This is a genomic window from Pseudosulfitobacter koreensis (genome assembly GCF_024733015.1).
GTDB classification, from domain to species: domain Bacteria; phylum Pseudomonadota; class Alphaproteobacteria; order Rhodobacterales; family Rhodobacteraceae; genus Pseudosulfitobacter; species Pseudosulfitobacter koreensis.
On sequence record NZ_JANKJG010000008.1, the window covers coordinates 58,657 to 80,990 of the forward strand.

Consider the following 22,334-nt stretch of genomic DNA (forward strand, 5'->3'; position numbering starts at 1 on the left):
AAAGGCACGACCGTGCCAATGTTCGGCTTGCGTCCTTTCATTCGTCCTTCCTTCATTGCCGCAAAAGGCTTTTACCCTTGGGCTTTTTCCCCAATTTCGCGCGCACGATAAGAAATGTACCCCCGCCGGTCCTGTGTCGGACGGCTGAGTTTTTAAGAACCCCCCCAAGGGGCGAAACGGGCTCTAAGAGCCCGATGAGCTTGTCGTGTCAGCCAAGTGAAGCTACTCAACGGCAGGATCAAATGCGAACCGTTTGAAAAGCGAAGACAAATGCAAAACAAGAAACCAGAATTCAAGGCAAAAATTGGAATGGCGCTAGCCGTGCTCGTTATCGTTGCCTCTGTCGCATGGCCACTATTGACCGCTGAGGAACCGAATCTAACTTCCAATGAGAGGCTTCCGCTCAACTCAAGCGACGCATCAGTCGATGAACAAATTGTTTTTGAAAGCATCGAAAGTACACTCAGTGCCTTTTCCATCTCTTGCTTGGGTTCAGAACCAGACTTCAGCTCCATCAAGAAAGACCTTGCTGACATCGGCGCAAACATTTCCGAGCTTCAGCGCGAAGGTGAAAGACATGAGATCTATACGCACACAAAAGTCGGTGGCTCGGTTATTTTTACAACCGGCGAAAACTACTACTCGTGCGGTATGGCTGCTCATGGCGACTACCTAAAGGCTGAAGCGATTACTATTGACTGGTTTTTCAAACAACGAAAAGCGTCCAACTATCCGATGTTTGGAGACCAGTCTGATCGGCGAATTTCCATGGCCACATACGACGCGCACGTGTGGAAGTTAGAAAAGCCAGATAGCGATAAGGTCGAACTTGTTCAGATCAAAGAACTGCCAAACGGTCTGGTTTCCGTCTCCCGCACAATAATCGACTTCACCAGATAGACGGAAAGGTTATTGGGGCTAAACACTATCCCGCCACACCACCGTGGAAAACCTCGCGGGCTGTCTTGCGGCTGTGGCAGGATTTGCACAGCGACTGCCAGTTGGATTGGTCAAAGAACAACCTACGGTCACCCTTGTGCGGGGTGATGTGGTCGACATCAGTGGCAGGGCCTTCGGTCTCGGGGTTGACGGTAATTTCTGAAAGACTGCGCGTCCAAGACATGTGCGGCCCTTGCTCCGGTGCAGCGACGCTCGCACGACCGGGGATGCGGCCAGTGCACGCTCAAACCTACAGGGTTCCTATGTTCGAACACCCCACAGGAGAAGCCCGTTAACCATTTCCAATCAATGCAAGAATTGCCCCGCCCACCACAAACACAAAAAGGCCGGTGCGCACCCGCACCGGCCCCTGTTTTGCACCGCGACGACACTCAATCCATCAGGATGTCGCCGAACTCCTCGCGCAGGGTGCGTTTCAGCACTTTGCCGGTGGCATTTCGCGGCAGCACGTCGGTGAAGACCACGCGGTCAGGGATCTGCCACTTGGCGATCTTGTCCTCGAAGATCGACAGCACGTCTTCCTCCGACGGGTCCTGCCCTTCGGCCTTGACCGCGACCAGAACCGGGCGCTCGTCCCATTTTTCGTGGCGCGCGCCGATCACCGCGGCGTCGGCCAGTTTCGGATGGGCAATCGCGATGTTCTCCAGATCAACCGAACTGATCCACTCGCCGCCCGACTTGATGATGTCCTTCGAGCGGTCCTTGATGCTCAGATAACCGTCGGCATTGATGGTGGCCACGTCGCCGGTGTCGAACCAGCCGTCGGTCAGGGTTTCTTCGGTGGTCTGGCGGAAATAACTGTCTAGAATCCAGTGCCCGCGCACATACAGGTCACCCTGCGTCTTGCCGTCGTTGGGCAGCGTCTTGCCGTTCTCATCGACGATCTTCAGCTCCACGCCGAACGGCGGACGGCCCTGGTTTTCGCGCATCTTGTAGCGCTCCGCATCGCTCAGCGCGTCATGCTTGGCCAGCAGCTGGTTGACCGAGCCCAAAGGCGACATTTCCGTCATGCCCCAGGCGTGGATCGTTTCCACGCCAAAGTTCTCCCGGAAGGCGGTGATCATCGACGGCGGACAGGCCGACCCGCCGATCACGGTACGCTCCAGCGTTTCCAGCTTGCTGCCGGATTTCAGCGCCTCGTTCACCAGCCCCAGCCAGATCGTCGGCACACCCAGAGCGACCGAAACCTTGTAGTCGTCGATCAGCTTGACCAGCGATGCACCGTCCAGACCGGGACCAGGCAGCACCATCGACGCGCCGGTCATCGCACAGGCATAAGGCGTGCCCCAGGCGTTGACGTGGAACATCGGCACCACGGGCAGCACCCGCTTGGTCGCGGACAGGTCCAGACTGTCGGGCAGTGCCGCCACCAGACTGTGCAGCACGGTCGAGCGGTGCGAATAAAGCACCCCCTTGGGGTTGCCTGTGGTGCCCGAGGTATAGCACAGCGACGAGGCGGTGTTTTCTTCCAACTCGGGCCACTCGAACCCGGCATCGCCCGTGGCGATCAGCTCATCATAGAATTGCAGGCCGTCCAGAGCGGCGGCCGCCTCTTCATCCCGGCCTTCCATCAGCACGACGTGCTTGAGGTTGGGGCACTTGTCGCGGATCGCGGCCACCAGCGGCACGAAAGTCTTGTCGATGAACAGAACCTGATCGTCGGCGTGGTTGATGATATAGACCAGCTGTTCGGGGAACAGACGCGGGTTGATCGTGTGGCAGACAAAGCCCGCGCCAGACACGCCAAAGTAGATCTCAAGGTGGCGGCGGTTGTTCCAGGCGATGGTGCCGCAGCGCGCCTGCGGATCAAGACCCAGCTTGGTCAGCGCGTCGCCCAGACGGTGCGCATTGGCCCCCACATCGCGCCAGCTTGTGGTTTCGACGCCGCCGCCGGTCTGGACCGAAAAGATCTCGGTGTCGCCGTGATAGCGCGCGGCATGGTCCACCAGTGCGGAAATCGTCAAAGGGGCAGTCATCATTTGGCCAAGCATCGGAACCTCCTCGATAGATCACGGAAGATCGTCGCCTGACCTGTCGCCCTGCGTTCGCAATCCTCCCGTTGGCGCCGACTGTGCCAAGCCACTGCAGGGCTTGCAAGCGTGGGCGCAGAGATTTACGCGTGGTCAGATGGAAATTCCCTATCATCAGCCGCTGGATCATGGCCAGCAGACCCGCCTTGGCATCACGCCCCCCGCTCCGCTGGCGGTGGCCGACCGCGTGCATCACGACGATCTCGATACGCTCAACCACGTCAACAACACCCGTTATTTCGTCTGGTTTGAACGCCTGCGCATCCGGCACATGCAGATGTACGCGATCGGCAAGCTGAACGATCCCGACAGCCCGCGCATCGTGATCCGCTCGGGCGAGGTGCGCTTTGTCGAGGAAATCCGCGCGGGCACCGATTATGTCGTCACCACGACCTGTACCGCGCTGCGCACCACCTCGATGACCCTGGACCAGGCGATCTGGGCCGAGGGGCGCGTGCGTGCGACATTCTCATGCGTGATGGTGCTGCTGACGCAGGACGGATCTGCGCGCATGCCGATCCCGCAAGACATCCGCGACCGGCTGATCGCGGATGGCGCGCGCGCGGACTAATAGTACGCCCCGCCCCTTAGGCCCGGTGGCGGTGCACGAATGCGACCAGCCCGCGTGTCGAGCCGTCCTTGCCCTCTGCGCTCTCGGTGCCCTCAACCACCGGCTGCAAGGCCGTCGCCAGTTCCTTGCCCAGCTCAACCCCCCACTGGTCATAGGAATTGATGCCCAGGATCACGCCCTCGACAAACACCCGGTGCTCGTAGAGCGCCACGATCATGCCCAGCGTTTCGGGATCAAGCAGCGGATAGGCCAGCGTGACCGAAGGCCGGTTTCCGGGGAACACCCGGTGCGCCGCCTGACGCTCCAGCTCGGCCCCCTCGAACTTGCCCGCAACAGACGCACGCGCCGCGTCCAGTGACCGGCCCCGCATCAGCGCCTCGGATTGCGCCAGACAATTGGCCACCAGCAGATCATGGTGGTGCTTCAGTTCGGGCTCGTGCCCTTGTGCGGCGATCATGAACTCGCAGGGGATCACATCGGTGCCCTGATGGATCAGCTGATAGAACGCGTGCTGCCCGTTGGTGCCCGACGCACCCCAGACCACGGGGCCCGAGGGCACCGCAACCGGCTTGCCGTCCATCGTCACCGATTTGCCGTTGCTCTCCATCTCAAGCTGCTGGAAATAGGCAGGCAGCAGCGCCAGCCGCTGGTCATAGGGCAGCACCGCGCGGGTGCCGTATCCCAGAACCTGCCGGTGCCACATCCCCACCAGCGCGTGCATCAGCGGCATGTTTTCCACGCCTTCTGCTGCACGGAAATGCCGGTCCATCGCCTGTCCGCCGCGCAGGAACGCGTCAAAAGCCTTTGGCCCCACGGCGATCATCACGCTCAGCCCGATCGGCCCCCACATCGAATAGCGCCCGCCGACCCAATCCCCGAACCCGAACACACGCTCGGCCGGAATGCCGAAGTCAGCGGTCTTTTCCATGTTTGTCGACAGCGCCGCAAATTGCTGCGTGGGATCACCACCGTTGTCCTGCATCCAGGCGCGCGCGGTGCGGGCGTTGGTCATGGTCTCGATGGTCGCAAAGGTTTTCGAGGCGACGATGACCAGCGTGGTGCTTGCATCCAGCCCCCGCAGCGTGTCCGCGATGTGCGCGCCGTCCACGTTCGACACGAAATGCACCCTCGGCCCATCATGATAGGGCGTCAGCGCCTGCGCCGCCATCGCGGGCCCCAGATCGGACCCACCGATGCCGATGTTGATCACATCCGTCACATCCGATCCGCGCACCGCATCGGCATAGGCGCGCATCCGCGCCAGCGTGTCGAGGATACCGGGCATCACGTCCGCGCCATCGACCTGCACAGCACCCCCGTCCAGATTGCGCAAAGCGGTGTGCAGCACCGCGCGCCCTTCCGTTTCATTGATCGGCGCACCTGCGAACATCGCATCGCGCTTGTCCTGCCAGCCCGATGCCCCGGCCAGCGCCAGCAGCATGTCACGGGTTTCGGCGTCCAGGTTCGTCTTGGAATAATCCAGCCGCATGTCGCCGGTCTGCACGCTGAAATCATCGGCGCGCGTTGCGTCAGCGCTGAACAGATCCAGCATATGACGGTCGGCCACCGCGGCGGCCTTGGTCTTCAATTCAGTCCACATAATTCAGTCTGCCCAATGTACGGTAATATCTTCCAGAACCGCCGCAATCGGCGCATCCTGCGGTGTCAGATCCATCGCCCGTTCCAGTGCCGCGCGTTTCTCGGCACCGAAAATCACCAGATGTTTCGACATCGCGTCGTTCAGCACATGCGCCGACAGGCTGATGCGCGGCTCCTGCCCCTCGGCATGGATCGGCAGGGCCACGGGTGCATCCGGCGCCAGCGCCGCATCCAGCCCCTCGGCGCCGGGAAACAGCGATGCGGTGTGCATGTCGGCCCCCATGCCCAGCAGCAGCACGGAAATCGGCAGGGTATCCGCCAGATCGCCCGACACATCGGCAGCCCCCGCATCCACGTCCATGCCATCGCGGTAAAGCGGCTTGAACCGGGCCGCCGCCGCGCGGTCGACCAACAGCCGCCGCCGCAACAGCGCCCCGTTTGATCGGTCCGAGGTCTCGTCCACCCAGCGCTCGTCGGTCAGGGTCACATCGACCCGGTCCCAATCCACACTTGCCGCCGACAGCGCGTCGAATATCGGCCCCGGAGACGTACCGCCCGGCACCACCATCAGCGCCCGTTCATGGGTGAACAGCGTGTTTTCCAACGCACCCGCCATCACATTGGCGACCCCGATGGCCAGCATCTCGCGGTCCAGATAGTCTTCGATCTTCATGGTTTCACCTCTCGCCAGACCCGTGTGTCGCGGGCCAGCATCTGTACTGCATCGCCCGGCCCCGCGCTGCCGCTGTCATAGGGCTTGGGCACCTCGCCGCGCGCTTCCCAGCCCGCGATGATCGGATCGGTCCAGGCCCATGCGGCCTCGACCTCGTCGCCGCGCATGAACAGCGTCTGGTTGCCCCGGATCACGTCCATGATCAGCCGCTCATAGGCATCTGGCGGCTCCTCCGCGTCTGCGCCAAGCGCGTCGGCAAAGGACATGTCCAGCGGCACATCAACCAGACGCATGCCGCCCGGTCCCGGTTCCTTGATGGTCACGTTCAGCGTGATGCCCTCATTGGGCTGCAGCCGGATCGACAGGGTGTTGCGGTGGTCCTGCTTCTCGCCGAAAATCGAATGGTTCAGCTCCTTGAACACCACCGTGATCTCGCTGGACCGCGCCACCAGACGCTTGCCGGTGCGCAGATAGAACGGCGTGCCCGCCCAACGCCAGTTGGAAATGCCCACCTTCATCGCCACATAGCTTTCGGTGCGCGACCGCGGGTCCTCGACCGCCTCGCGGTAGCTTGGGCCATCGCTGCTGGCGTCATATTGTCCGCGCACGACGTGGTGCGGTGCGACGGGGTCCAGCGCGCGGATCACCTTCAGCTTTTCATCGCGCACCGCGTCGGGGTCGAACTTGCTGGGCGGCTCCATCGCGATCAGGCACAACAGCTGCATCAGGTGGTTCTGCACCATATCGCGCATCGCGCCTGAGCGGTCGTAATACTCGCCCCTGCCCCCGACGCCCACGGTTTCGGCCACCGTGATCTGAATATGATCGACATATTGCGAATTCCAAAGCGGCTCGAACAGCATGTTGCCAAAGCGCACCGCCATCAGGTTCTGCACCGTTTCCTTGCCCAGATAATGGTCGATCCGGTAAATCTGGCCCTCGTCGAAATGCTCGGCCAGCGAAGCGTTCAGCGCCTTGGCCGTGGCCAGATCGCGGCCAAACGGCTTTTCGACCACGATGCGGGTCTGGTCACTGGTCAGCTTCCACTTGTGCAGGCGCGACGCCAGATCGCCGAACAGGCTGGGGGCCACGGAAAAGTAATAGGCCCGCACGACGTCGCGCCCTTCCATCAGCTTGCCCAGTTCGGGCCAGCCGCCATCGCCCTTGGCATCGACGGTGACATAATCCAGCCGCGTCTGGAACGCTTCCAGCTGGCCATCATCGAACGACGCCGGCTTGCAGAACTCGCGAATCGCATCCGCCACAAAGTCGCGGTAGTCCTGCGACGTCATCTCGGACCGGGCGGCACCGATCACCCGCGCGTCGTCGGGCATCTGCCCCGCGCAAAACCGCCGGAACAGACCCGGCAGGATCTTGCGACGGGCCAGATCGCCCGTCCCCCCGAAAATGACCAGATCAAAAGGATCGACCGGAATGACGCGCGAAACCATACTAAGGGCCCTCGATTATCGAAATCTATCAATGTTAGCGCAAACATGCCCTAAACCACCCCCGATCACAATAGTGTCAGGGTCAATCCGGCGGCTATTCTTGCCTTCGCGCGTACCCTACCACAAATGAAAGAGAGGCAAAGACCGGAGGCCCCGACAAGATGAAAGACAGTGCAGATGCCCAAACACACGGCAACGCAGGCAAATTTCAGAACCCGAAGCTGACCGCCAAGGGCGAGGAGCGCGCGACCGTGGCCCTGTCCAACCCACAGACGCTTTGGTTCAACACCGGCACCCTGTGCAACATCGAATGCGAGAACTGCTATATCGCCAGCAGCCCGACCAATGACGCGCTGGTCTATATCACGGCGGACGAGGTGCGCGATTACCTCGACCAGCTGACTGACCGCGCCTGGCCCGTGACCGAGATTGCCTTTACCGGCGGCGAGCCGTTCATGAACCCCGCGATGATCGACATCACCCGCGCCGCGCTGGAACGCGGCTATGACGTGCTGATCCTGACCAACGCGATGCGCCCGATGATGCGCAAGACAATGCAGGACGGGCTGCTGGCGCTGAACGCCGATTACCCCGGCAAGCTTACGATGCGCATCTCGGTCGATCACCACCGCGCCGAATTGCACGATGCCGAACGCGGCACGGGCAGCTTCGCCAAGACGCTGAAAGGCATGGAATGGCTGCGCGACCACGGCTTTCGCATGGCGGTCGCGGGCCGCTCGGTGTTCGAGGAGGACGAGGTCACCTCGCGCGCAGGCTACGCCGAATTCTACGCGCGCCACGGCTTCAACATCGACGCACAAGACCCTGGCATGACAGTTCTTTTCCCTGAAATGGACGAAGAGGTCGAAGTGCCCGAAATCACCACCGCCTGCTGGGGCATCCTGAACAAGTCACCCGATGCGGTGATGTGCTCATCCTCGCGCATGGTCGTCAAACGCAAGGGTGCTAAGCGCCCCGCCGTGCTGGCCTGCACGCTGCTGCCCTACGCGCCCGAGTTCGAATTGGGCGAGACCCTGAAAGACGCCGAAGGACCCGTCGCCCTGAACCACCCGCATTGCGCAAAATTCTGCGTGCTGGGCGGCGCCAGCTGCTCGGCCTGATCCCGCCCGCTCAGTGTATCCGAAATTCACCGACCTGATTGCGCCATTCCCCCGGCGCGATCAGCTTGCGGTGGATAAAGCGCACTGAATGCAGCGGCCCCTCGATCTCGCTCTGCCAGAACTCGACGAATTCGAACAATCGCGGGTGATCCGGGGCAAGATCGTAATCCTGCCAGACATAAGTGTTCAGAACATGGGTATAATCGGGCATGCGGTAGAAGAATTCCGCAGTGGTCAGCCCGTATCCCTTCAACATCATTTCCGTTTCCGAGACCTGCATCTTGCGCACCTTTCATGCTGCTTTTCTTGCATCTTGGCACGCTCAGATTACTTTTCAATGAAAACAGTATGTTGGCACTCTGCGCGCTGTGCTGCCAACCGCACGGGGCCACCCGCCATTGCACCTTATATGCCGCTTCTGATAAGGTTCCTCACAACATATAGACACTCAGAAAAAGACGGGCAGCCAAGTGAACGACACGCCACAAACACCTGAGAACAATGATGAAATTCCGCCAGAGCGTCCCGTCTACACCGGGCCTTCTGTCACCATCGAACACGAGATGCGCACGTCCTATCTGGATTATGCCATGTCGGTCATTGTCAGCCGGGCCATTCCCGACCTGCGCGACGGGCTGAAACCGGTGCACCGGCGCATTCTGTTCGCGATGCACGAAACCGGCAACACGCATGACAAATCCTATCGCAAATCGGCGCGTCCCGTGGGCGATGTGATGGGCCAATACCACCCGCATGGCGACAGTGCGATCTATGACGCGCTGGTGCGCATGGCGCAGGATTTCTCGATGTCGCTGCCGCTGCTCGACGGTCAGGGCAACTTTGGCTCGATGGACGGCGATAACGCCGCCGCGATGCGCTATACCGAAGTGCGCATGGACAAGCCCGCCGCCTATCTGCTGGCCGACATCGACAAGGACACCGTCGATTTCCAGGACAACTATGACGGCAAGCAAAAAGAACCCACGGTTCTGCCCGCGCGCTTTCCAAACATGCTGGTCAACGGCGCCGGCGGTATCGCGGTCGGCATGGCGACCAACATCCCGCCGCACAATCTGGGCGAAGTCGTCGATGCCACGCTGGCGCTGATCGAAGACCCGGACCTGACCTCCGAGCAACTGATCGACTATGTGCCCGGCCCCGATTTCCCCACGGGTGGCACGATGCTGGGCCGCTCCGGCGCGCGCAAAGCCTATCTTGAGGGGCGCGGCAGCGTCGTGATCCGGGCCAAGACCCGCGTCGAGGAGATCCGCAAGGACCGCTTTGCCATCGTCATCGACGAGATCCCCTATCAGGTGAACAAGGCCACGATGATCGAACGCATCGCCGAGGCCGCCCGCGAAAAGCGGATCGAGGGCATCGCGCACGTGCAGGACGAATCCGACCGCAACGGCGTGCGCGTCGTGGTCGAGCTGAAACGCGACGCCACCGCCGAGGTGGTGCTGAACCAGCTGTTCCGCTTTACCCCGATGCAGGTCTATTTCGGCTGCAACATGCTGGCCCTCAACGGCGGCCGCCCCGAGCAGCTGACCCTGCGCCGGTTCCTGACCTGCTTCATCGACTTCCGCGAGGATGTCGTCGCGCGCCGCACCGCTTATCTGTTGCGCAAGGCCCGCGAGCGCAGCCACATCCTGTGCGGTCTGGCCGTCGCCGTCACCAACATCGACGAGATTGTCGCGACCATCCGGTCCTCTGCCGATGCGGCCGAGGCGCGTGAAAAGCTGATGACACGCCGCTGGCCTGCGGAATCGATCCTCGATTACATCGCGCTGATCGACGATCCGACCCACACCGCCAACGACGATGGCACCTATAACCTCTCTGAAACCCAGGCCCGCGCCATCCTTGATCTGCGCCTGCAACGCCTGACCCAGATCGGCGTCAAGGAGGTCACCGACGAGCTGGAAGAGCTGGCCGGCAAGATCAAGGAATACCTTGAAATCCTCGGCAGCCGCGACCGGATCATGGGCATCATCGCCGACGAGCTGCGCGAAGTGCGCGACCAATTCGCCGTGCCGCGCCGCACCGACATCGTCGACTGGTCCGGTGACATGGACGACGAGGACCTGATCGAGCGCGAGGACATGGTCGTGACCGTGACCTCGGGCGGCTATATCAAACGCACGCCGCTGGCCGATTTCCGTGCCCAAAAGCGCGGCGGCAAGGGCGTGTCGGGCATGCAGACCAAGGAAGAGGACGTGATCACCACCCTCTTCGTGGCCAACACCCACACGCAACTGCTGTTCTTCACCACCGACGGGATGTCCTACAAGCTCAAGACATGGCGCCTGCCGCAAGGCAGCCGCACGTCCAAGGGCAAGGCCATCGTCAACATCCTGCCGATCCCTGTCGGCGTTTCGATCGCGGCCATCATGCCGGTCGACCGCGACGAAAAAGACTGGGACGATCTGCAGGTGGTCTTTGCCACCTCGGCAGGCACCGTGCGCCGCAACAAGCTGTCGGATTTCACCAACGTCATGCGCAACGGCAAGATCGCGATGAAGTTCGAGGGCGAGCATGAGGGCACCACGCTGATCAACGCCCGCATCGCGTCGAACGACGACGACGTGATGCTGATCACAAACTCGGGTCGCGCGATCCGCTTTCCGGCGACAGACGTGCGGGTGTTCAACTCACGCGCCTCGGTCGGGGTGCGCGGGATCAAGCTGGGCGCGAAAGACACCGTCGTGTCGATGTCGATCATCCGCCACTTCGACGCCACATCCGAAGAACGCACCGCCTATCTGAAGATGCGGCGCGCAATGGCCGGACTGGCAGACGAGGACACCGACGAGGACGAAGCCCCCGCCGATCCAAACTTCTCGAACGAACGCTACGTCGAGATGTCGGCCGCCGAAAACCTGATCCTGACCATCACCGCCAAGGGCGCGGGCAAACTGTCGTCCAGCCACGACTACCCCGTGCGCGGGCGCGGCGGCCTGGGTGTCACCGCGATGGACAAGGCGATGCGCGGCGGCGAAATCGTGGCCTCCTTCCCCGTCGAGATGGACGACCAGATCATGCTCGCCACGTCCAAGGGCCAGTCGATCCGCGTGCCGGTCGAGGGCATCAGCTTCCGCTCGCGCAGCGCAGGTGGCGTGCGGGTGTTCAACACCGGCAAGAACGAAGAGGTCGTCAGCGTCGCATGGATCGCCGATCAGGGCGATGCGGATGTCGATGTCGAAGGTGGCGATGTCGAAGGTGGCGATGCCACCGAGGGTCCTGCCGAAGAATGATGCGTTTGCGCGCGGCTCGGGGTCAGGCGACCCTGAACCGCGCGCAGATACAGCAGGCCTCCGAAAGGGTACGGTCTAAAAACGGTGGTCCTATCGCAGGGTCGCCGTTTTCATTTCTCTTTTCAAAACCGGACACACCCGCTCGAGGTCAAACTGTCGCCCTGCGGATCGTTGCCCCGTGGATCGTCGCCCCGCAGATCAGGGCGTCCCGCCTGTTGACGTGGTCGTGGTCGACGTGTCGTCGCCCCCGGCAACCATCGCAATCACACCCAGCGCAAGGGCCGCAACGCCAATGCCTGCACCCAGACCGCCGGACAGCAACACCGGCGCGTCATTGGTGACGGCATCGCGCAGGCACAGCCGCTTGCGCAGACCGTCTTCGCTGAAGAAATCAGCCTTGCACGCATAGGAACTGCCGTCCGAGCCGGTGACAGCCACCGGATAATCCGCATTGCCGCTGCCGCCGTTCACCTCCACCTGACGCACGACGCCCTGTGCCAGTGCGGAGGTGGCAAGCATCAGGGTCAGGCCCACGGCGCAAAAAACAGTTTTCATCAGGAAACCTCCATAAGATTCGGAAAAACAAATAACCGCTCAGGACAGATGACACCCTAAACCTTAATAAAACCGTAACGCCTGGCCGTTTCCGTGGGGCTTGCGACGCAACCGGCTCTGGCCCGCCGCCAAACCCCGCGCGCGGCGGTCAAAGCCCGTAGATGCCCGCAAACTTGTCCTTGAGGTAGTCCAGCAAGGGCGCCTCGGTCGGCTCCATGCCGCTTGCCATCGTGATGGTCACGCGCGGCTCGTAGAGGCCACCGTTGACCTGCACGTTGTCGCGCAGCCAATCGGTCGCGGGCGTGGTGTCGCCCTGCGCCAGATGGTCGTCCAGATCGGGCACCGCCGTGCGCAGCGCCTGATACAGACAGCCCGCATAGACATTGCCCAGCGAATAGGTCGGGAAGTAACCGAACAGGCCCACCGACCAATGCACGTCCTGCAACACGCCGTTGCTCGCCTTGTCGACGGCATAGCCGAAATCCGCCTCGAACCGGTCGTTCCAGGCCGCTTCCAGATCGGCAACCGCCAGATCGCCCGACATCAGCGCGCGCTCCAGATCGAACCGCATCATCACATGCAGGTTGTACTGCACCTCGTCCGCCTCGGTGCGGATATAGCCGTTGTTCACGCGGTTCACGCAGGCATAGAACGCATCCTCGTCGGCAATGCCGAAATCGCCAAAGGCATCCTTCATCTGCCCGTAAAGCCAGCCGGTAAAGGCACGCCCACGTCCGATCTGGTTCTCGTAGATACGGCTTTGGCTTTCGTGCACGCCCATCGACCCGCCCTGCCCCAACGGCGTCAGCAGATAGGCCTGGTCGATGTTCTGCTCATAGGCCGCATGTCCGACCTCGTGGATCGTGGAATAGAAACAGTTGAACGGATCGGTCGGATTGGTCCGCGTGGTGATGCGCACATCATTGCCGCTGCCCGAGCTGAACGGATGCACGGCCTTGTCCACGCGCCCGCGCTGCATGTCATAGCCGAAGGTGCGCGCCAGATGGCGGCTCAGCTTCATCTGCGCGGCCTCGTCATAGGTGCCGGTCAGGGCTGCGGGCTTTTCGGCCTGCAAAACGGCGGCGCGCAGATCTGTCAGCACCGGGCGCATGGCCGAAAACATCGCCTCGATTTCGGCTCCCGTCGTGCCGGGCTCGTAATCCTGCAGCATCGCATCATACAGATCGCCCCCCGCAGCCAGTGCCGCGCCCTCTTCGCGTTTCAGCGCCACGACCTCTTCCAGCACGGGGGCGAAGGCCGCGAAATCATCCGCACCGCGCGCTTCCGCCCATTTGCCCTGGGCCACCGACGTCACCCGCGCCAGCTTCGACGCCAATGCCGCAGGCACCTTGGTCGCGCGGGCATGGCTGCGGCGGATGTGGCGCAACTGGGCCTGTCCGACCGCATCCAGCGTGCTGTCGTCGATCCCCGCCAGCCAGTCGCCCACCTGCGGTGCCGTGCGGCGCGCATGCAGGATCGTCTCCATCGCGGCCATTTCGTCGCTGCGTTGATCGGCGGCACCACGCGGCATCATGGTTTCCTGATCCCACCCCAGACGCCCCGCGACCTGGGCCAGGGCCTGCGTGTCACGTTCAAATGCCATCAGCGCGTCATAGTCGGTCATGTGGTATCAGCCTTCGCGGATTGAGGATTGGATCGGATAAGCAGTGAGGAACCGCGCCCGCAGGATCAAGACCCACAGCACCACAGCCAGCCCCTGATGCAGGATCGCCACATGCACAGGCGCGCCATAGAGCACGGTGACGATCCCAAGGGCAATCTGCAAAGCCAGCGCCGCAAAGACCGCGTTGAAGGCAAAGCGCGTCCGCCGGTGCGCACTGCGCCGCCCGCGCAGCCAGACGACCACGCCGAAGATCGCCAGCAGGTAGCCCGCGATGCGGTGGATGAACTGCACCAGACCGGGGCTTTCAAACAGGTTGCGCCACACAGGCTCGACCGGGAAGGCATTGGGCGGAAACCATTGCCCGCCCATCAACGGCCAATCGGTATAGCTGCGGCCCGCGTCGATGCCCGCCACCAGCGCGCCGATCAGGATCTGCAGGAACGCGAAATGCAGCAATCCGGTAGAGAGACCGAAAAGCTTCGCCTCCTTGCTGCGCCGTGCCTGCATCAGGTCCCGCTCGGTCCGGCCCAACAGCAGGATATACCACGTCAGAACCCCCAGGATGATGAACGCCAGCCCCAGGTGCGTGGCAAGCCGGTAGCTCGCCACACTCGTGGCCCCCTCGCCCTGCGTCACGCCACTGGCCACCATCCACCAGCCGATCGCGCCCTGCGCACCGCCCAGCAGACCCACGAACAACAATCGGCGGTTCCAGCCCACGGGCACCTGACGGCGCACCGCGAAATAGGCAAAGCCCAGGGCCCAGACCAGCCCGATCACCCGGCCCAACTGGCGATGACCCCATTCCCACCAGTAGATCACCTTGAAATCAGACAGTTCCATCCACTGGTTCATGATGCGGAACTGGTCGATCTGCTGATACTTGGCGAATTCGGATTCCCAGTCGGCCTGGTTCAGCGGCGGCATCGCGCCGGTAAACGGCTTCCATTCGGTGATCGACAGGCCCGAATCCGTCAGCCGCGTCAGACCGCCCACGGCGATCATCACGAACACCAGCGCGAACAGGATCATCAGCCAGATGCGGATGCCGCGCCGCGCACCTCCGCGCCCCCGGTCGATGACACCCGCGACGGGTGCGTCTCTGGTCGCGGCCTCGGGGCTTGCGACCTCTTCGAAAATGCTGCGTTTTCCGCTTTTGGGTTTGCCGCTCATGGGTTGGGTCCTCATCTTTGCCGCGCAACCTAGGGCCGCGCCGCAGGATGGTCCAGAACCTTCAGTCCCGCTTTTGCGCCCATCGGACCATCTGCCGCATCACCCCGTGCAGCATCTGCACATCGGCACGGGTCAGCGGCATCCGGCTCCACATGTTGCGCAGGTTGGTGCGCATGCTGGCGGATTTGTGTTCGGGAAAGAAAAAGCCCGCCGCGTCCAGCTGCTCTTCGTAATGCGCCGCCAGATGCTCGACCTCGACGCCCTGCGCCCAGTCGGTGCCAGCCAGCGCATCCGTGCGGTGCACGACCGCGCCACTGGCGCGCATCCACTCATAGCCCACCAACAGCACGCATTGCGCCAGATTGAGCGAGGCAAACTTGGGGTTCACCGGCACCGAGATGATCGCATTGGCCCGCGCGATGTCCTCATTCTCAAGGCCTGCGCGTTCGGGGCCGAACATCACCGCGACCTTCTGGCCCTCCGCGATCCGCGCGGCGGCATCGCGCATCGCCTCTTCGGGCGAAAACACCGGTTTCGACAGATCGCGCGCCCGCGCCGTGGTGGCATAGACATAAGTGCAGTCCTTCAGCGCATCGGGCAGATCGGGCGACAGCTGCGCATCATCCAGCAACCGCCCCGCCCCCGAGGCCAGCGCCACAGCCGCCGGATTGGGCCAGCCGTCACGCGGGGCCACGATGCGCATCCGGTCCAGGTCAAAGTTCCACATCGCCCGCGCGGCGGACCCGATGTTTTCGCCCATTTGCGGGCGCACCAGCACAAAGTAAGGAATATCGCTCATGCCGCCCCCATACAGCGCCCTTTCGGCGTCGAAAAGCCCCCCGGCGCATGCAGGCACTTGTTTCCTTTCGCTGCGCGATCCGCTATCTGCGCTGCCAGTGACGACAAAGGACCAAAAGATCATGGCCGAGACCGAGCAGCCGCAACTCTACCTCATCAGCCCGCCAGAGATGGACCTCGCGCAGTTTCCCGACGTGCTGGCGCGGGTGCTGGACGCGCATCCCATCGCCTGCGTGCGCCTGGCGCTGGACACCCGCGACGAAGACCGCCTGGCGCGCGCCGCCGACGCGCTGCGCGAAGTGACGCACGCGCGCGACGTGGCGCTGGTGATCAACGACAACGTGGCGCTGGCCGAACGTCTGGGGCTGGACGGCGTGCACCTGACCCTGCCCGGATCGGTACGCGACGCCCGCAAGGCGCTGGGGCCCGATGCCATCGTCGGCGCCTTCTGCAGCGGCTCGCGCCACGACGGTCTGTCGGCGGGCGAAGCGGGCGCGGATTACGTGGCCTTCGGTCCGGTTCAGGGCAAAAGCCCCGAAGACGACGACTTTGCCGAGGCAGAGCTGTTCCAGTGGTGGTCCGAAGTCATCGAGATTCCGGTGATCGCCGAAGGCAACCTGGACCGCGCGCAGATCACGGCCTTGGCACCCTACACCGACTTCTTCGGCATCGGCGCGGAAATCTGGGGCGCGGATGACCCCGCCGCAGCCTTGACGGCCCTTCTGGCCGACTTGTGACCAAAAACCAGACGCAGGCGGCGGGTGTTACAAGAACACCCGCTCGACCACCCACCATGCGCCGATCAGTGCGATGATCAGCGACCCGGTGATGGATACCGCGCGAAACAGCACATCGCTTTCCTGCACGAATATCTCGTCGCCCTCCAGCCGGACGGCACGCGCCGCCGACAGCGCCAGCACGAACAGGATCGCCGCCAGCGCCACGACCGTCAGCTGCCCGATTTCAACGCCCACGTTAAAGCCCAGCAGCGCAGGCACGAACTGATCCGCAGGCAGGCCGAATTCGCCCAGCACGGACGCAAACCCCAGCCCGTGCAGCAGTCCAAAGCCAAAGATCACAAAGGGCCGCCAGGGCGACAGCCTGCGCCAGAAAATGTTCTCGACCGCCACATAGACGATGCTGGCGGCGATCAACGGCTCGACGATGCTGCCCGGAACACTCACAAGCCCAAGCGCCCCCAGCGCCAGCGTGACGGTATGGGCCACGGTGAACACGCTGATCTGCACGATCAGGGGCCGCCACGCGGTGCTGAGCAGAAACAGCCCCAGCACGAACAGGATATGGTTCAGACCTTTCGGCAGGATGTGGTCAAAGCCCACGGGGATGTAGCCTGCGAACGTGGTCCAACCCGACGCCACATCGCCCCCCGCCAACGCGATCGGCCCGCTGTCACTGCCGCTCTCGATATACCCGGTAAACGGCTCATCGACGCCCTGCTGGCGCAGGACCAGCGCACCCTGCCCGTCGGGCCAGAACACCGTGACCTCAGAGGCGCCTGCGGGCAATTGCCCCGTCATCGTCAGCAGCGACTGGCGCGGCGCCTGCGGGTCCGGCGCCTCGGCGACCTGGAAGTCGAACAGCGACAGCGGCACCGCCGCACCGTCGCTGCGCACCATCGGCACGGCATTCCAGTCGGCGATCAGCCCGTCCAGCAAACCTTCGATCTCCTCGACGGGACGGGCACGCAGGGCGTCGTAGTCCTCGGCCTGCGCCGCCGTGTCCGTGTCGGTGATCGCGTCCATGTCGATGCCTGCCAGAAACGCCTCGACGTTGGCGCGTAGCTGCAGGGTCAGTGTGCTGCCCTCATTGCTGATGTCCGCCACCGTCGGCATGATCTCGTGGGCGTGACCAGATGACGCAACCGTCAGCAGCCACAGGGTTGACATTGCCGCCACTTGGCGCAGCTTGGAGGCCAACTTAGCAAAAGGTTTTGTCATGCGTTTGTCCCGGTTCCTGTTTATCGCCACCGCCTTCGGTGTCCCCCTTGCGGGCACCTCATCGGTCTTCGCCCACGAGTCTTGGCTGGAACCGCTCGCGTATCAAGTCGAAACCCAGGGCGATCTGACCGCGGACCTCAAGAACGGCGAGGAATTCGTAGGCTCCACGCTGGGCTATTTCCCCAACAACATCGTGCGCTTTGACATGATCATGGGCGAGACCGCAGCCCCTGTCGAGGCGCGACCGGGCAATATCCCCGCGCTGGAAACCGCCGCACCCGCCGTCGACGGGCTGCTGGTGCTGGTCTATCAATCCACGCCGTCCTCGCTCAAATACGCCGAATGGGAGAAATTCCTGGCCTTCGCCGAGCACAAGGATTTCAAGATCGCCGAGGCCGCACACCTGGCAGCAGGCTGGCCCCAGCAGGGCTTTGGCGAAGTTTACAGCCGCTATATCAAATCGCTGGTCGCCGTGGGCAACGGCGAAGGCACCGACATGATCACCGGCATGGAAACCGAACTGGTCGCGCTGACCAACCCCTATTCGGCGGCCTTTGACGGCACCATGCAGGTGCAGGTGCTGTACAAGGCGCAGCCGCGCGCCGATGCGCAGGTGGAAATCTTCCGCCGCACGCCCGAGGGCGAGGTGGACATCACCCTGACCCGCACCAATGCCGAAGGTGTCGCCAGCATCCCCGTCTCGCCGGGCAGCGAATACCTGCTGGATGCGGTGGTGCTGCGGCCATATTCCGGCGACCGGGACGCGGTGTGGGAAACCCTGTGGGCCGCGTTGACGTTCAAGGTGCCCGAATAGACTGCAAACAGACTGCGATTACTGTGCGATCCGCGCCTCTGAACGGCTTGCAAGACGCCGCGTCGCAGGCCATGAAGCGCGGATGAAAAAGACAGCTGACATATTGTGTATCGGATCGGTCCTGTGGGACGTGATCGGGCGCTCTGCGTCGGTCATGCGTCAGGGGTCCGACGTGCCGGGACGGATCACCCGCCTGCCGGGGGGCGTTGCGATGAACATCGCGATGACGCTGGCGCGTTTCGGGCTGACCCCTGCGCTGCTGACCGCGATCGGACGCGACGCCGAAGGCGACGAGCTGATGGCGGCCTGTTCCGCGCGCGGGATGATCACCGGCACGATCTACCGCTCGGATGATCTGCCGACCGACCGCTACATGGCCGTCGAAGGGGCCAACGGGCTGATCGCGGCGGTTGCCGACGCCCATTCGCTGGAAGCCGCCGGCGCCAAGATCCTGCGCCCGCTGACCGATGGCACACTGCCCGCACCCTATACCGGCCTTGTGGCACTCGACGGCAACCTGACGCTGGAATTGCTGGCCGAGATCGCCACGGGCGATGCGCTGGCACGGGCCGATCTGCGCGTGGCCCCGGCCTCTCCGGGCAAGGCCGAGCGGCTGACGCCCTTTCTCAACGCCACGCGCGGCACGCTTTACGTGAACTGCGAAGAGGCCGGACTGCTCTGCCAGACCACCTTCGACACTGCCCCCCGGGCCGCCGCCGCCCTGCTGGACCGGGGCGCTGCCCGCGTTCTGGTCACCAACGGCGGCCAAGACGCCGCCGAAGGCTGCGCGACGGGCGGCGTCATCCACGCAACACCGCCACAGGTGCTGGTCACCCGCGTGACCGGTGCAGGCGACACATTCATGGCCGCCCACATCGCCGCCGAAGCCCGTGGTGCCGACCGCGACACGGCGCTGGCCCAGGCCTTGGAAGCAGCCGCAATCTACGTTTCAGGAGACACCCCCAATTGACCCATTCCTACGCCCGCTCCGCCGAAGTCGCCGATGCCCAGGCCAGCGGCGCACCCGTCGTCGCGCTTGAAAGCACGATCATCACCCACGGCATGCCCTATCCGCAAAACCTGGAAGTCGCGCGGCAGGTCGAAGAAGATGTGCGCAGCGCCGGGGCCACGCCCGCGACGATGGCAGTGATCGCAGGCCGTCTGCACGTGGGTCTGTCGGACGCGCAGCTCGAAGCGCTGGCGCAGGAGAAAGACGTCGCCAAGCTCAGCCGCGCCGATATGGCCGTCTGCATGGCGCAGGGGCGCACCGGGGCCACGACCGTCGCCGCCACCATGATCGCGGCACGTCTGGCCAACATCGGCGTCTTTGCCACCGGTGGCATCGGCGGTGTGCACATGGGCGCGGACCAAAGCTTTGACATCTCCGCCGACCTGATGGAACTGGCGCAGACCGCCGTAACCGTCGTGGCCGCAGGGCCCAAGGCAATCCTGGACATCCCCAAAACATTGGAAGTGCTGGAAACCCAAGGCGTGCCGGTGATCGCCTACGGTCAGGACGCGCTGCCCGCCTTCTGGTCGCGTAGTGCAGGCTTCGACGCGCCGCTGCGCATGGACAGTGCCGCCGACATCGCCGCCGCCCACAAGATGCGCAACCGTCTGGCGCTGCCGGGCGGACAGCTGATCGCCAACCCGATCCCCGCCGAGGACGAGATCGCCCCCGAGGTGCTGGCCCCGATCATCGCCCAGGCCCAGGCCGAAGCGGACGCGCAAGGCATCAGCGCCAAGGCGGTCACGCCCTTCCTGCTGCAACGGATATTCGAACTGACCGAGGGCCGGTCCCTGACCGCAAACATCGCACTTGTGCGCAACAATGCGCGACTGGCCGCACAAATTTCCGTCGAATTGACCAAGTAGCCGCAAAAGCGCCTGAAAGCGCGCCGGGATCGGTGTTGTAGCCCCTGCGCAAAGTCCCTATTTTAAGTCGTCAGCCGCTGGATCACAGAATCCACCAACCTCCGGGAACCCGATGAACACACCTTTTGACGAGGAACCACGCCGCAAGGTCAGCATGTTTGCACGTCTGCGCGCGTCTTTCCTGACCGGGCTTGTGGTGATCGCGCCCGTGGGCCTGACCATCTGGCTGATCTGGGCGGTCATCGGCTGGATCGACGGCTTCGTGCTGCCTTTCGTGCCGCGCGCCTATCATCCCGACCGCATGATCCAAGACTTTTTCGGCCTCGCACCCGAATCGCAGATCAACGTGCGCGGCTTTGGCGTAATCATCTTTCTGGTGTTCACCATCATGGTCGGCTGGATGGCCAAGGGCATCATCGGCCGCTCGGTCCTGCGCTTTGGCGAAAGCCTGGTGGAACGCACGCCGGTGGTCCGCTCGATCTATTCGGGCATCAAGCAGATCTCGGAAACCGTCTTTGCCCAGTCCGAACGAAGCTTCGAAAAAGCCTGCCTGATCGAATATCCGCGTCGCGGCATCTGGGCCATCGGCTTCATCTCGACGCCCGCCAAGGGCGAGATTTCACGCCGCTCCGGCGCGCCCGACGGGCTGTTGTCGATCTTCGTGCCGACCACGCCGAACCCGACGTCGGGATTTTTGCTGTACTTCCCGACAGAGGACGTGATCGAGCTGGACATGAGCGTCGAGGACGCGGCGAAACTGGTGATCTCGGCGGGGCTGGTCTATCCGAACTCCAAGGACCCGAGTGTGCCTCAGGACCAGCCGCTCAGCCGTACATAGCCCGCATGTCGATGCTGGAGCGTGCGCCCAGATCCTCGAAATGCTGCCCCAGGAACTGGTCTGCCGCCGCCCGTCCCGCCTCCTTGAGACGTCCCAGAACATAGCCGTTCGGCACGGTCTTGGTGGCGACCGACAGGTCGTTCATCAGGTCGTCGTCGGCAATCATGTGCATGTGCACCCGCGACATCCGCTCTTCGGGAAGCGTGCCATCATCCAGAAGCCGCTGCACCAGCGCAATCGCCCGCATCTCGCGCAGCAGGGACGAGTTGAAGCTGATCTCGTTGATCCGGTTCTGGATCTGCTGGGGTGTATAGGGCACATCCTCGCGCTCAAGCGGATTGATGTTGATCACCACGATGTCGGCGGGCAAACCCTTGCCAAAGAACGGAAACAGCGCCGGATTGCCGGTATATCCGCCATCCCAGAACGCTTCGGTCCGGCCGGTCTGGCTGTCGAAGACCTGCACCGCCTGAAACAGCGTCGGCAGGCAGGCCGAGGCCATGATCACATCGGCGTTGACCTCTTCGGCGGCGAACACCCGCAGCTTGCCGTTGCGCACACGGGTGGCGTTGACGAAGAACGCAGGACCCTCGTCCGCACAGACCTGGCCGTAATCAAAGGCGCTGACGATGGACTTCAGCGGATTGGAATAAAGCGGCCCCATCGCATAGGGCGACAGACCTTGGGTGATGAACTCGCCCATCAGGTAGAGCGGGTTCATCTCCATCGCCCGGCTGATGTTGCGCACACCAAAGGGCGCCATCCAGCTGTCGACCCCGATCCCCTGCAGCCCGGCAACCTCGTGCCACAGCGCATCCAGCGCCGCGCGCGCGCCATCAGGCCCGCCCCGGACCATGCCCGATTTCAGCGCGGCCCCGTTCAGCGCCCCCGCAGAGGTGCCGGAAATCGCCGCGATCTCGATGCGGTCGTCTTCGAGGATGCGGTCAAGCGCCCCCCAGGTGAACGCGCCGTGCGCGCCGCCGCCCTGCAGGGCCAGATTGATCCGTTTGCGTGTCATGATCGGCCTCTGGACGCGCCGC

Annotated in this window: 20 protein-coding genes and 1 pseudogene; 9 read left to right on the plus strand and 12 right to left on the minus strand. The window is 63.2% G+C overall.

Annotated elements, in window-relative coordinates:
* Positions 1-270: 270 nt before the first annotated feature.
* Entirely contained in the window at positions 271-900 is a 630-nt protein-coding gene (locus tag NTA49_RS11700) for a hypothetical protein (protein WP_258294966.1), read from the plus strand.
* A 25-nt stretch (positions 901-925) separates the two neighbouring features.
* On the opposite strand, the pseudogene NTA49_RS11705 reads toward NTA49_RS11700, so the two are convergent.
* Both NTA49_RS11705 and NTA49_RS11710 read right to left on the minus strand, forming a co-directional pair.
* Positions 926-1,066, minus strand: a pseudogene (locus tag NTA49_RS11705) (HNH endonuclease); the annotation flags it as partial.
* 265 nt (positions 1,067-1,331) lie between these two features.
* Positions 1,332-2,951 carry a long-chain-fatty-acid--CoA ligase gene (locus NTA49_RS11710; protein ID WP_258294968.1) on the minus strand — a complete coding sequence of 540 codons (1,620 nt, stop codon included), beginning with the start codon at positions 2,949-2,951 and terminating at the stop codon, positions 1,332-1,334.
* Positions 2,952-3,087: 136 nt separating this feature from the next.
* Between NTA49_RS11710 and NTA49_RS11715 the strand changes: the two genes are divergently transcribed.
* Positions 3,088-3,561 (plus strand): acyl-CoA thioesterase, encoded by a 474-nt coding sequence (locus NTA49_RS11715; RefSeq protein ID WP_258294969.1) that lies wholly within the window; start codon positions 3,088-3,090, stop codon positions 3,559-3,561.
* Between the two features lie 16 nt (positions 3,562-3,577).
* Here NTA49_RS11715 and pgi read toward each other — a convergent pair whose 3' ends face one another.
* The 3 genes from pgi to zwf are packed head-to-tail and all read right to left on the minus strand — an operon-like array spanning position 3,578 to position 7,284.
* Positions 3,578-5,161 carry a glucose-6-phosphate isomerase gene (gene pgi / locus NTA49_RS11720; protein ID WP_258294970.1) on the minus strand — a complete coding sequence of 528 codons (1,584 nt, stop codon included), beginning with the start codon at positions 5,159-5,161 and terminating at the stop codon, positions 3,578-3,580.
* Between the two features lie 3 nt (positions 5,162-5,164).
* A complete protein-coding gene (gene pgl, locus NTA49_RS11725) occupies positions 5,165-5,833 on the minus strand; it encodes a 6-phosphogluconolactonase (protein WP_258294971.1) in 669 nt (222 codons plus the stop codon).
* Positions 5,830-7,284, minus strand: coding sequence for a glucose-6-phosphate dehydrogenase (gene zwf / locus NTA49_RS11730; RefSeq protein WP_258294972.1), 1,455 nt, complete (start codon positions 7,282-7,284; stop codon positions 5,830-5,832). Before zwf ends, pgl begins: the two co-directional genes overlap by 4 nt.
* Before the next feature lie 161 nt (positions 7,285-7,445).
* Between zwf and NTA49_RS11735 the strand changes: the two genes are divergently transcribed.
* Positions 7,446-8,405, plus strand: coding sequence for a radical SAM protein (locus NTA49_RS11735; protein WP_258294973.1), 960 nt, complete (start codon positions 7,446-7,448; stop codon positions 8,403-8,405).
* Positions 8,406-8,415: 10 nt separating this feature from the next.
* On the opposite strand, the gene NTA49_RS11740 is transcribed toward NTA49_RS11735, so the two are convergent.
* Positions 8,416-8,685, minus strand: coding sequence for an usg protein (locus NTA49_RS11740; protein ID WP_258294974.1), 270 nt, complete (start codon positions 8,683-8,685; stop codon positions 8,416-8,418).
* A 190-nt stretch (positions 8,686-8,875) separates the two neighbouring features.
* On the opposite strand from NTA49_RS11740, the gene gyrA reads away from it, so the two are divergent.
* Entirely contained in the window at positions 8,876-11,659 is a 2,784-nt protein-coding gene (gene gyrA, locus NTA49_RS11745; RefSeq protein ID WP_258294975.1) for a DNA gyrase subunit A, read from the plus strand.
* A 198-nt stretch (positions 11,660-11,857) separates the two neighbouring features.
* On the opposite strand, the gene NTA49_RS11750 is transcribed toward gyrA, so the two are convergent.
* The 4 genes from NTA49_RS11750 to NTA49_RS11765 all read right to left on the minus strand — a co-directional run bounded on the left by NTA49_RS11750 (position 11,858) and on the right by NTA49_RS11765 (position 15,810).
* A complete protein-coding gene (locus NTA49_RS11750) occupies positions 11,858-12,214 on the minus strand; it encodes a hypothetical protein (protein ID WP_258294976.1) in 357 nt (118 codons plus the stop codon).
* Between the two features lie 148 nt (positions 12,215-12,362).
* A complete protein-coding gene (locus NTA49_RS11755; RefSeq protein ID WP_258294977.1) occupies positions 12,363-13,838 on the minus strand; it encodes a carboxypeptidase M32 in 1,476 nt (491 codons plus the stop codon).
* A 6-nt stretch (positions 13,839-13,844) separates the two neighbouring features.
* Positions 13,845-15,011: a heme A synthase gene (gene ctaA, locus NTA49_RS11760; RefSeq protein ID WP_258294978.1), complete on the minus strand. Its 1,167-nt coding sequence runs from the start codon at positions 15,009-15,011 to the stop codon at positions 13,845-13,847.
* A 61-nt stretch (positions 15,012-15,072) separates the two neighbouring features.
* Positions 15,073-15,810, minus strand: coding sequence for an RNA methyltransferase (locus tag NTA49_RS11765; protein ID WP_258294979.1), 738 nt, complete (start codon positions 15,808-15,810; stop codon positions 15,073-15,075).
* 121 nt (positions 15,811-15,931) lie between these two features.
* Here NTA49_RS11765 and NTA49_RS11770 point away from each other — a divergent pair, with 121 nt between their 5' ends.
* Entirely contained in the window at positions 15,932-16,546 is a 615-nt protein-coding gene (locus NTA49_RS11770) for a thiamine phosphate synthase (RefSeq protein ID WP_258294980.1), read from the plus strand.
* Positions 16,547-16,573: 27 nt separating this feature from the next.
* Here the strand turns inward: NTA49_RS11770 and NTA49_RS11775 are convergent, their stop codons facing one another.
* On the minus strand, positions 16,574-17,767 hold the full coding sequence (locus tag NTA49_RS11775) for a HupE/UreJ family protein (protein ID WP_258294981.1): 1,194 nt from the start codon (positions 17,765-17,767) through the stop codon (positions 16,574-16,576).
* On the opposite strand from NTA49_RS11775, the gene NTA49_RS11780 reads away from it, so the two are divergent.
* From NTA49_RS11780 to NTA49_RS11795, 4 genes are all read left to right on the plus strand, one after another.
* The gene (locus tag NTA49_RS11780) at positions 17,766-18,581 is read left to right on the plus strand and encodes a DUF4198 domain-containing protein (RefSeq protein WP_258294982.1); all 816 of its coding nucleotides are present in this window, start codon (positions 17,766-17,768) and stop codon (positions 18,579-18,581) included. The genes NTA49_RS11775 and NTA49_RS11780 overlap by 2 nt on opposite strands.
* Before the next feature lie 82 nt (positions 18,582-18,663).
* Positions 18,664-19,551: a PfkB family carbohydrate kinase gene (locus NTA49_RS11785; protein ID WP_258294983.1), complete on the plus strand. Its 888-nt coding sequence runs from the start codon at positions 18,664-18,666 to the stop codon at positions 19,549-19,551.
* Complete coding sequence (locus tag NTA49_RS11790; protein WP_258294984.1) at positions 19,548-20,456, plus strand: pseudouridine-5'-phosphate glycosidase; 909 nt, start codon at positions 19,548-19,550, stop codon at positions 20,454-20,456. The genes NTA49_RS11785 and NTA49_RS11790 overlap by 4 nt, the downstream gene beginning before the upstream one ends.
* A gap of 112 nt (positions 20,457-20,568) precedes the next feature.
* Positions 20,569-21,294 (plus strand): DUF502 domain-containing protein, encoded by a 726-nt coding sequence (locus NTA49_RS11795; RefSeq protein WP_258294985.1) that lies wholly within the window; start codon positions 20,569-20,571, stop codon positions 21,292-21,294.
* Here NTA49_RS11795 and NTA49_RS11800 read toward each other — a convergent pair.
* Positions 21,281-22,312 carry a patatin-like phospholipase family protein gene (locus NTA49_RS11800; protein ID WP_258294986.1) on the minus strand — a complete coding sequence of 344 codons (1,032 nt, stop codon included), beginning with the start codon at positions 22,310-22,312 and terminating at the stop codon, positions 21,281-21,283. The genes NTA49_RS11795 and NTA49_RS11800 overlap by 14 nt on opposite strands.
* Between the last annotated feature and the right edge of the window lie 22 nt (positions 22,313-22,334).

Excerpts from the sequence above, each read along its gene's own strand:
- NTA49_RS11700 (WP_258294966.1), top strand. The coding sequence starts at position 271 with ATGCAAAACAAGAAACCAGAATTCAAGGCAAAAATTGGAATGGCGCTA.
- NTA49_RS11710 (WP_258294968.1), bottom strand. The coding sequence starts at position 2,951 with ATGCTTGGCCAAATGATGACTGCCCCTTTGACGATTTCCGCACTGGTG.
- NTA49_RS11715 (WP_258294969.1), top strand. The coding sequence starts at position 3,088 with ATGGAAATTCCCTATCATCAGCCGCTGGATCATGGCCAGCAGACCCGC.
- pgi (WP_258294970.1), bottom strand. The coding sequence starts at position 5,161 with ATGTGGACTGAATTGAAGACCAAGGCCGCCGCGGTGGCCGACCGTCAT.
- pgl (WP_258294971.1), bottom strand. The coding sequence starts at position 5,833 with ATGAAGATCGAAGACTATCTGGACCGCGAGATGCTGGCCATCGGGGTC.
- zwf (WP_258294972.1), bottom strand. The coding sequence starts at position 7,284 with ATGGTTTCGCGCGTCATTCCGGTCGATCCTTTTGATCTGGTCATTTTC.
- NTA49_RS11735 (WP_258294973.1), top strand. The coding sequence starts at position 7,446 with ATGAAAGACAGTGCAGATGCCCAAACACACGGCAACGCAGGCAAATTT.
- NTA49_RS11740 (WP_258294974.1), bottom strand. The coding sequence starts at position 8,685 with ATGCAGGTCTCGGAAACGGAAATGATGTTGAAGGGATACGGGCTGACC.
- NTA49_RS11750 (WP_258294976.1), bottom strand. The coding sequence starts at position 12,214 with ATGAAAACTGTTTTTTGCGCCGTGGGCCTGACCCTGATGCTTGCCACC.
- NTA49_RS11755 (WP_258294977.1), bottom strand. The coding sequence starts at position 13,838 with ATGACCGACTATGACGCGCTGATGGCATTTGAACGTGACACGCAGGCC.
- ctaA (WP_258294978.1), bottom strand. The coding sequence starts at position 15,011 with ATGAGCGGCAAACCCAAAAGCGGAAAACGCAGCATTTTCGAAGAGGTC.
- NTA49_RS11765 (WP_258294979.1), bottom strand. The coding sequence starts at position 15,810 with ATGAGCGATATTCCTTACTTTGTGCTGGTGCGCCCGCAAATGGGCGAA.
- NTA49_RS11770 (WP_258294980.1), top strand. The coding sequence starts at position 15,932 with ATGGCCGAGACCGAGCAGCCGCAACTCTACCTCATCAGCCCGCCAGAG.
- NTA49_RS11780 (WP_258294982.1), top strand. The coding sequence starts at position 17,766 with ATGCGTTTGTCCCGGTTCCTGTTTATCGCCACCGCCTTCGGTGTCCCC.
- NTA49_RS11775 (WP_258294981.1), bottom strand. The coding sequence starts at position 17,767 with ATGACAAAACCTTTTGCTAAGTTGGCCTCCAAGCTGCGCCAAGTGGCG.
- NTA49_RS11785 (WP_258294983.1), top strand. The coding sequence starts at position 18,664 with ATGAAAAAGACAGCTGACATATTGTGTATCGGATCGGTCCTGTGGGAC.
- NTA49_RS11795 (WP_258294985.1), top strand. The coding sequence starts at position 20,569 with ATGAACACACCTTTTGACGAGGAACCACGCCGCAAGGTCAGCATGTTT.
- NTA49_RS11800 (WP_258294986.1), bottom strand. The coding sequence starts at position 22,312 with ATGACACGCAAACGGATCAATCTGGCCCTGCAGGGCGGCGGCGCGCAC.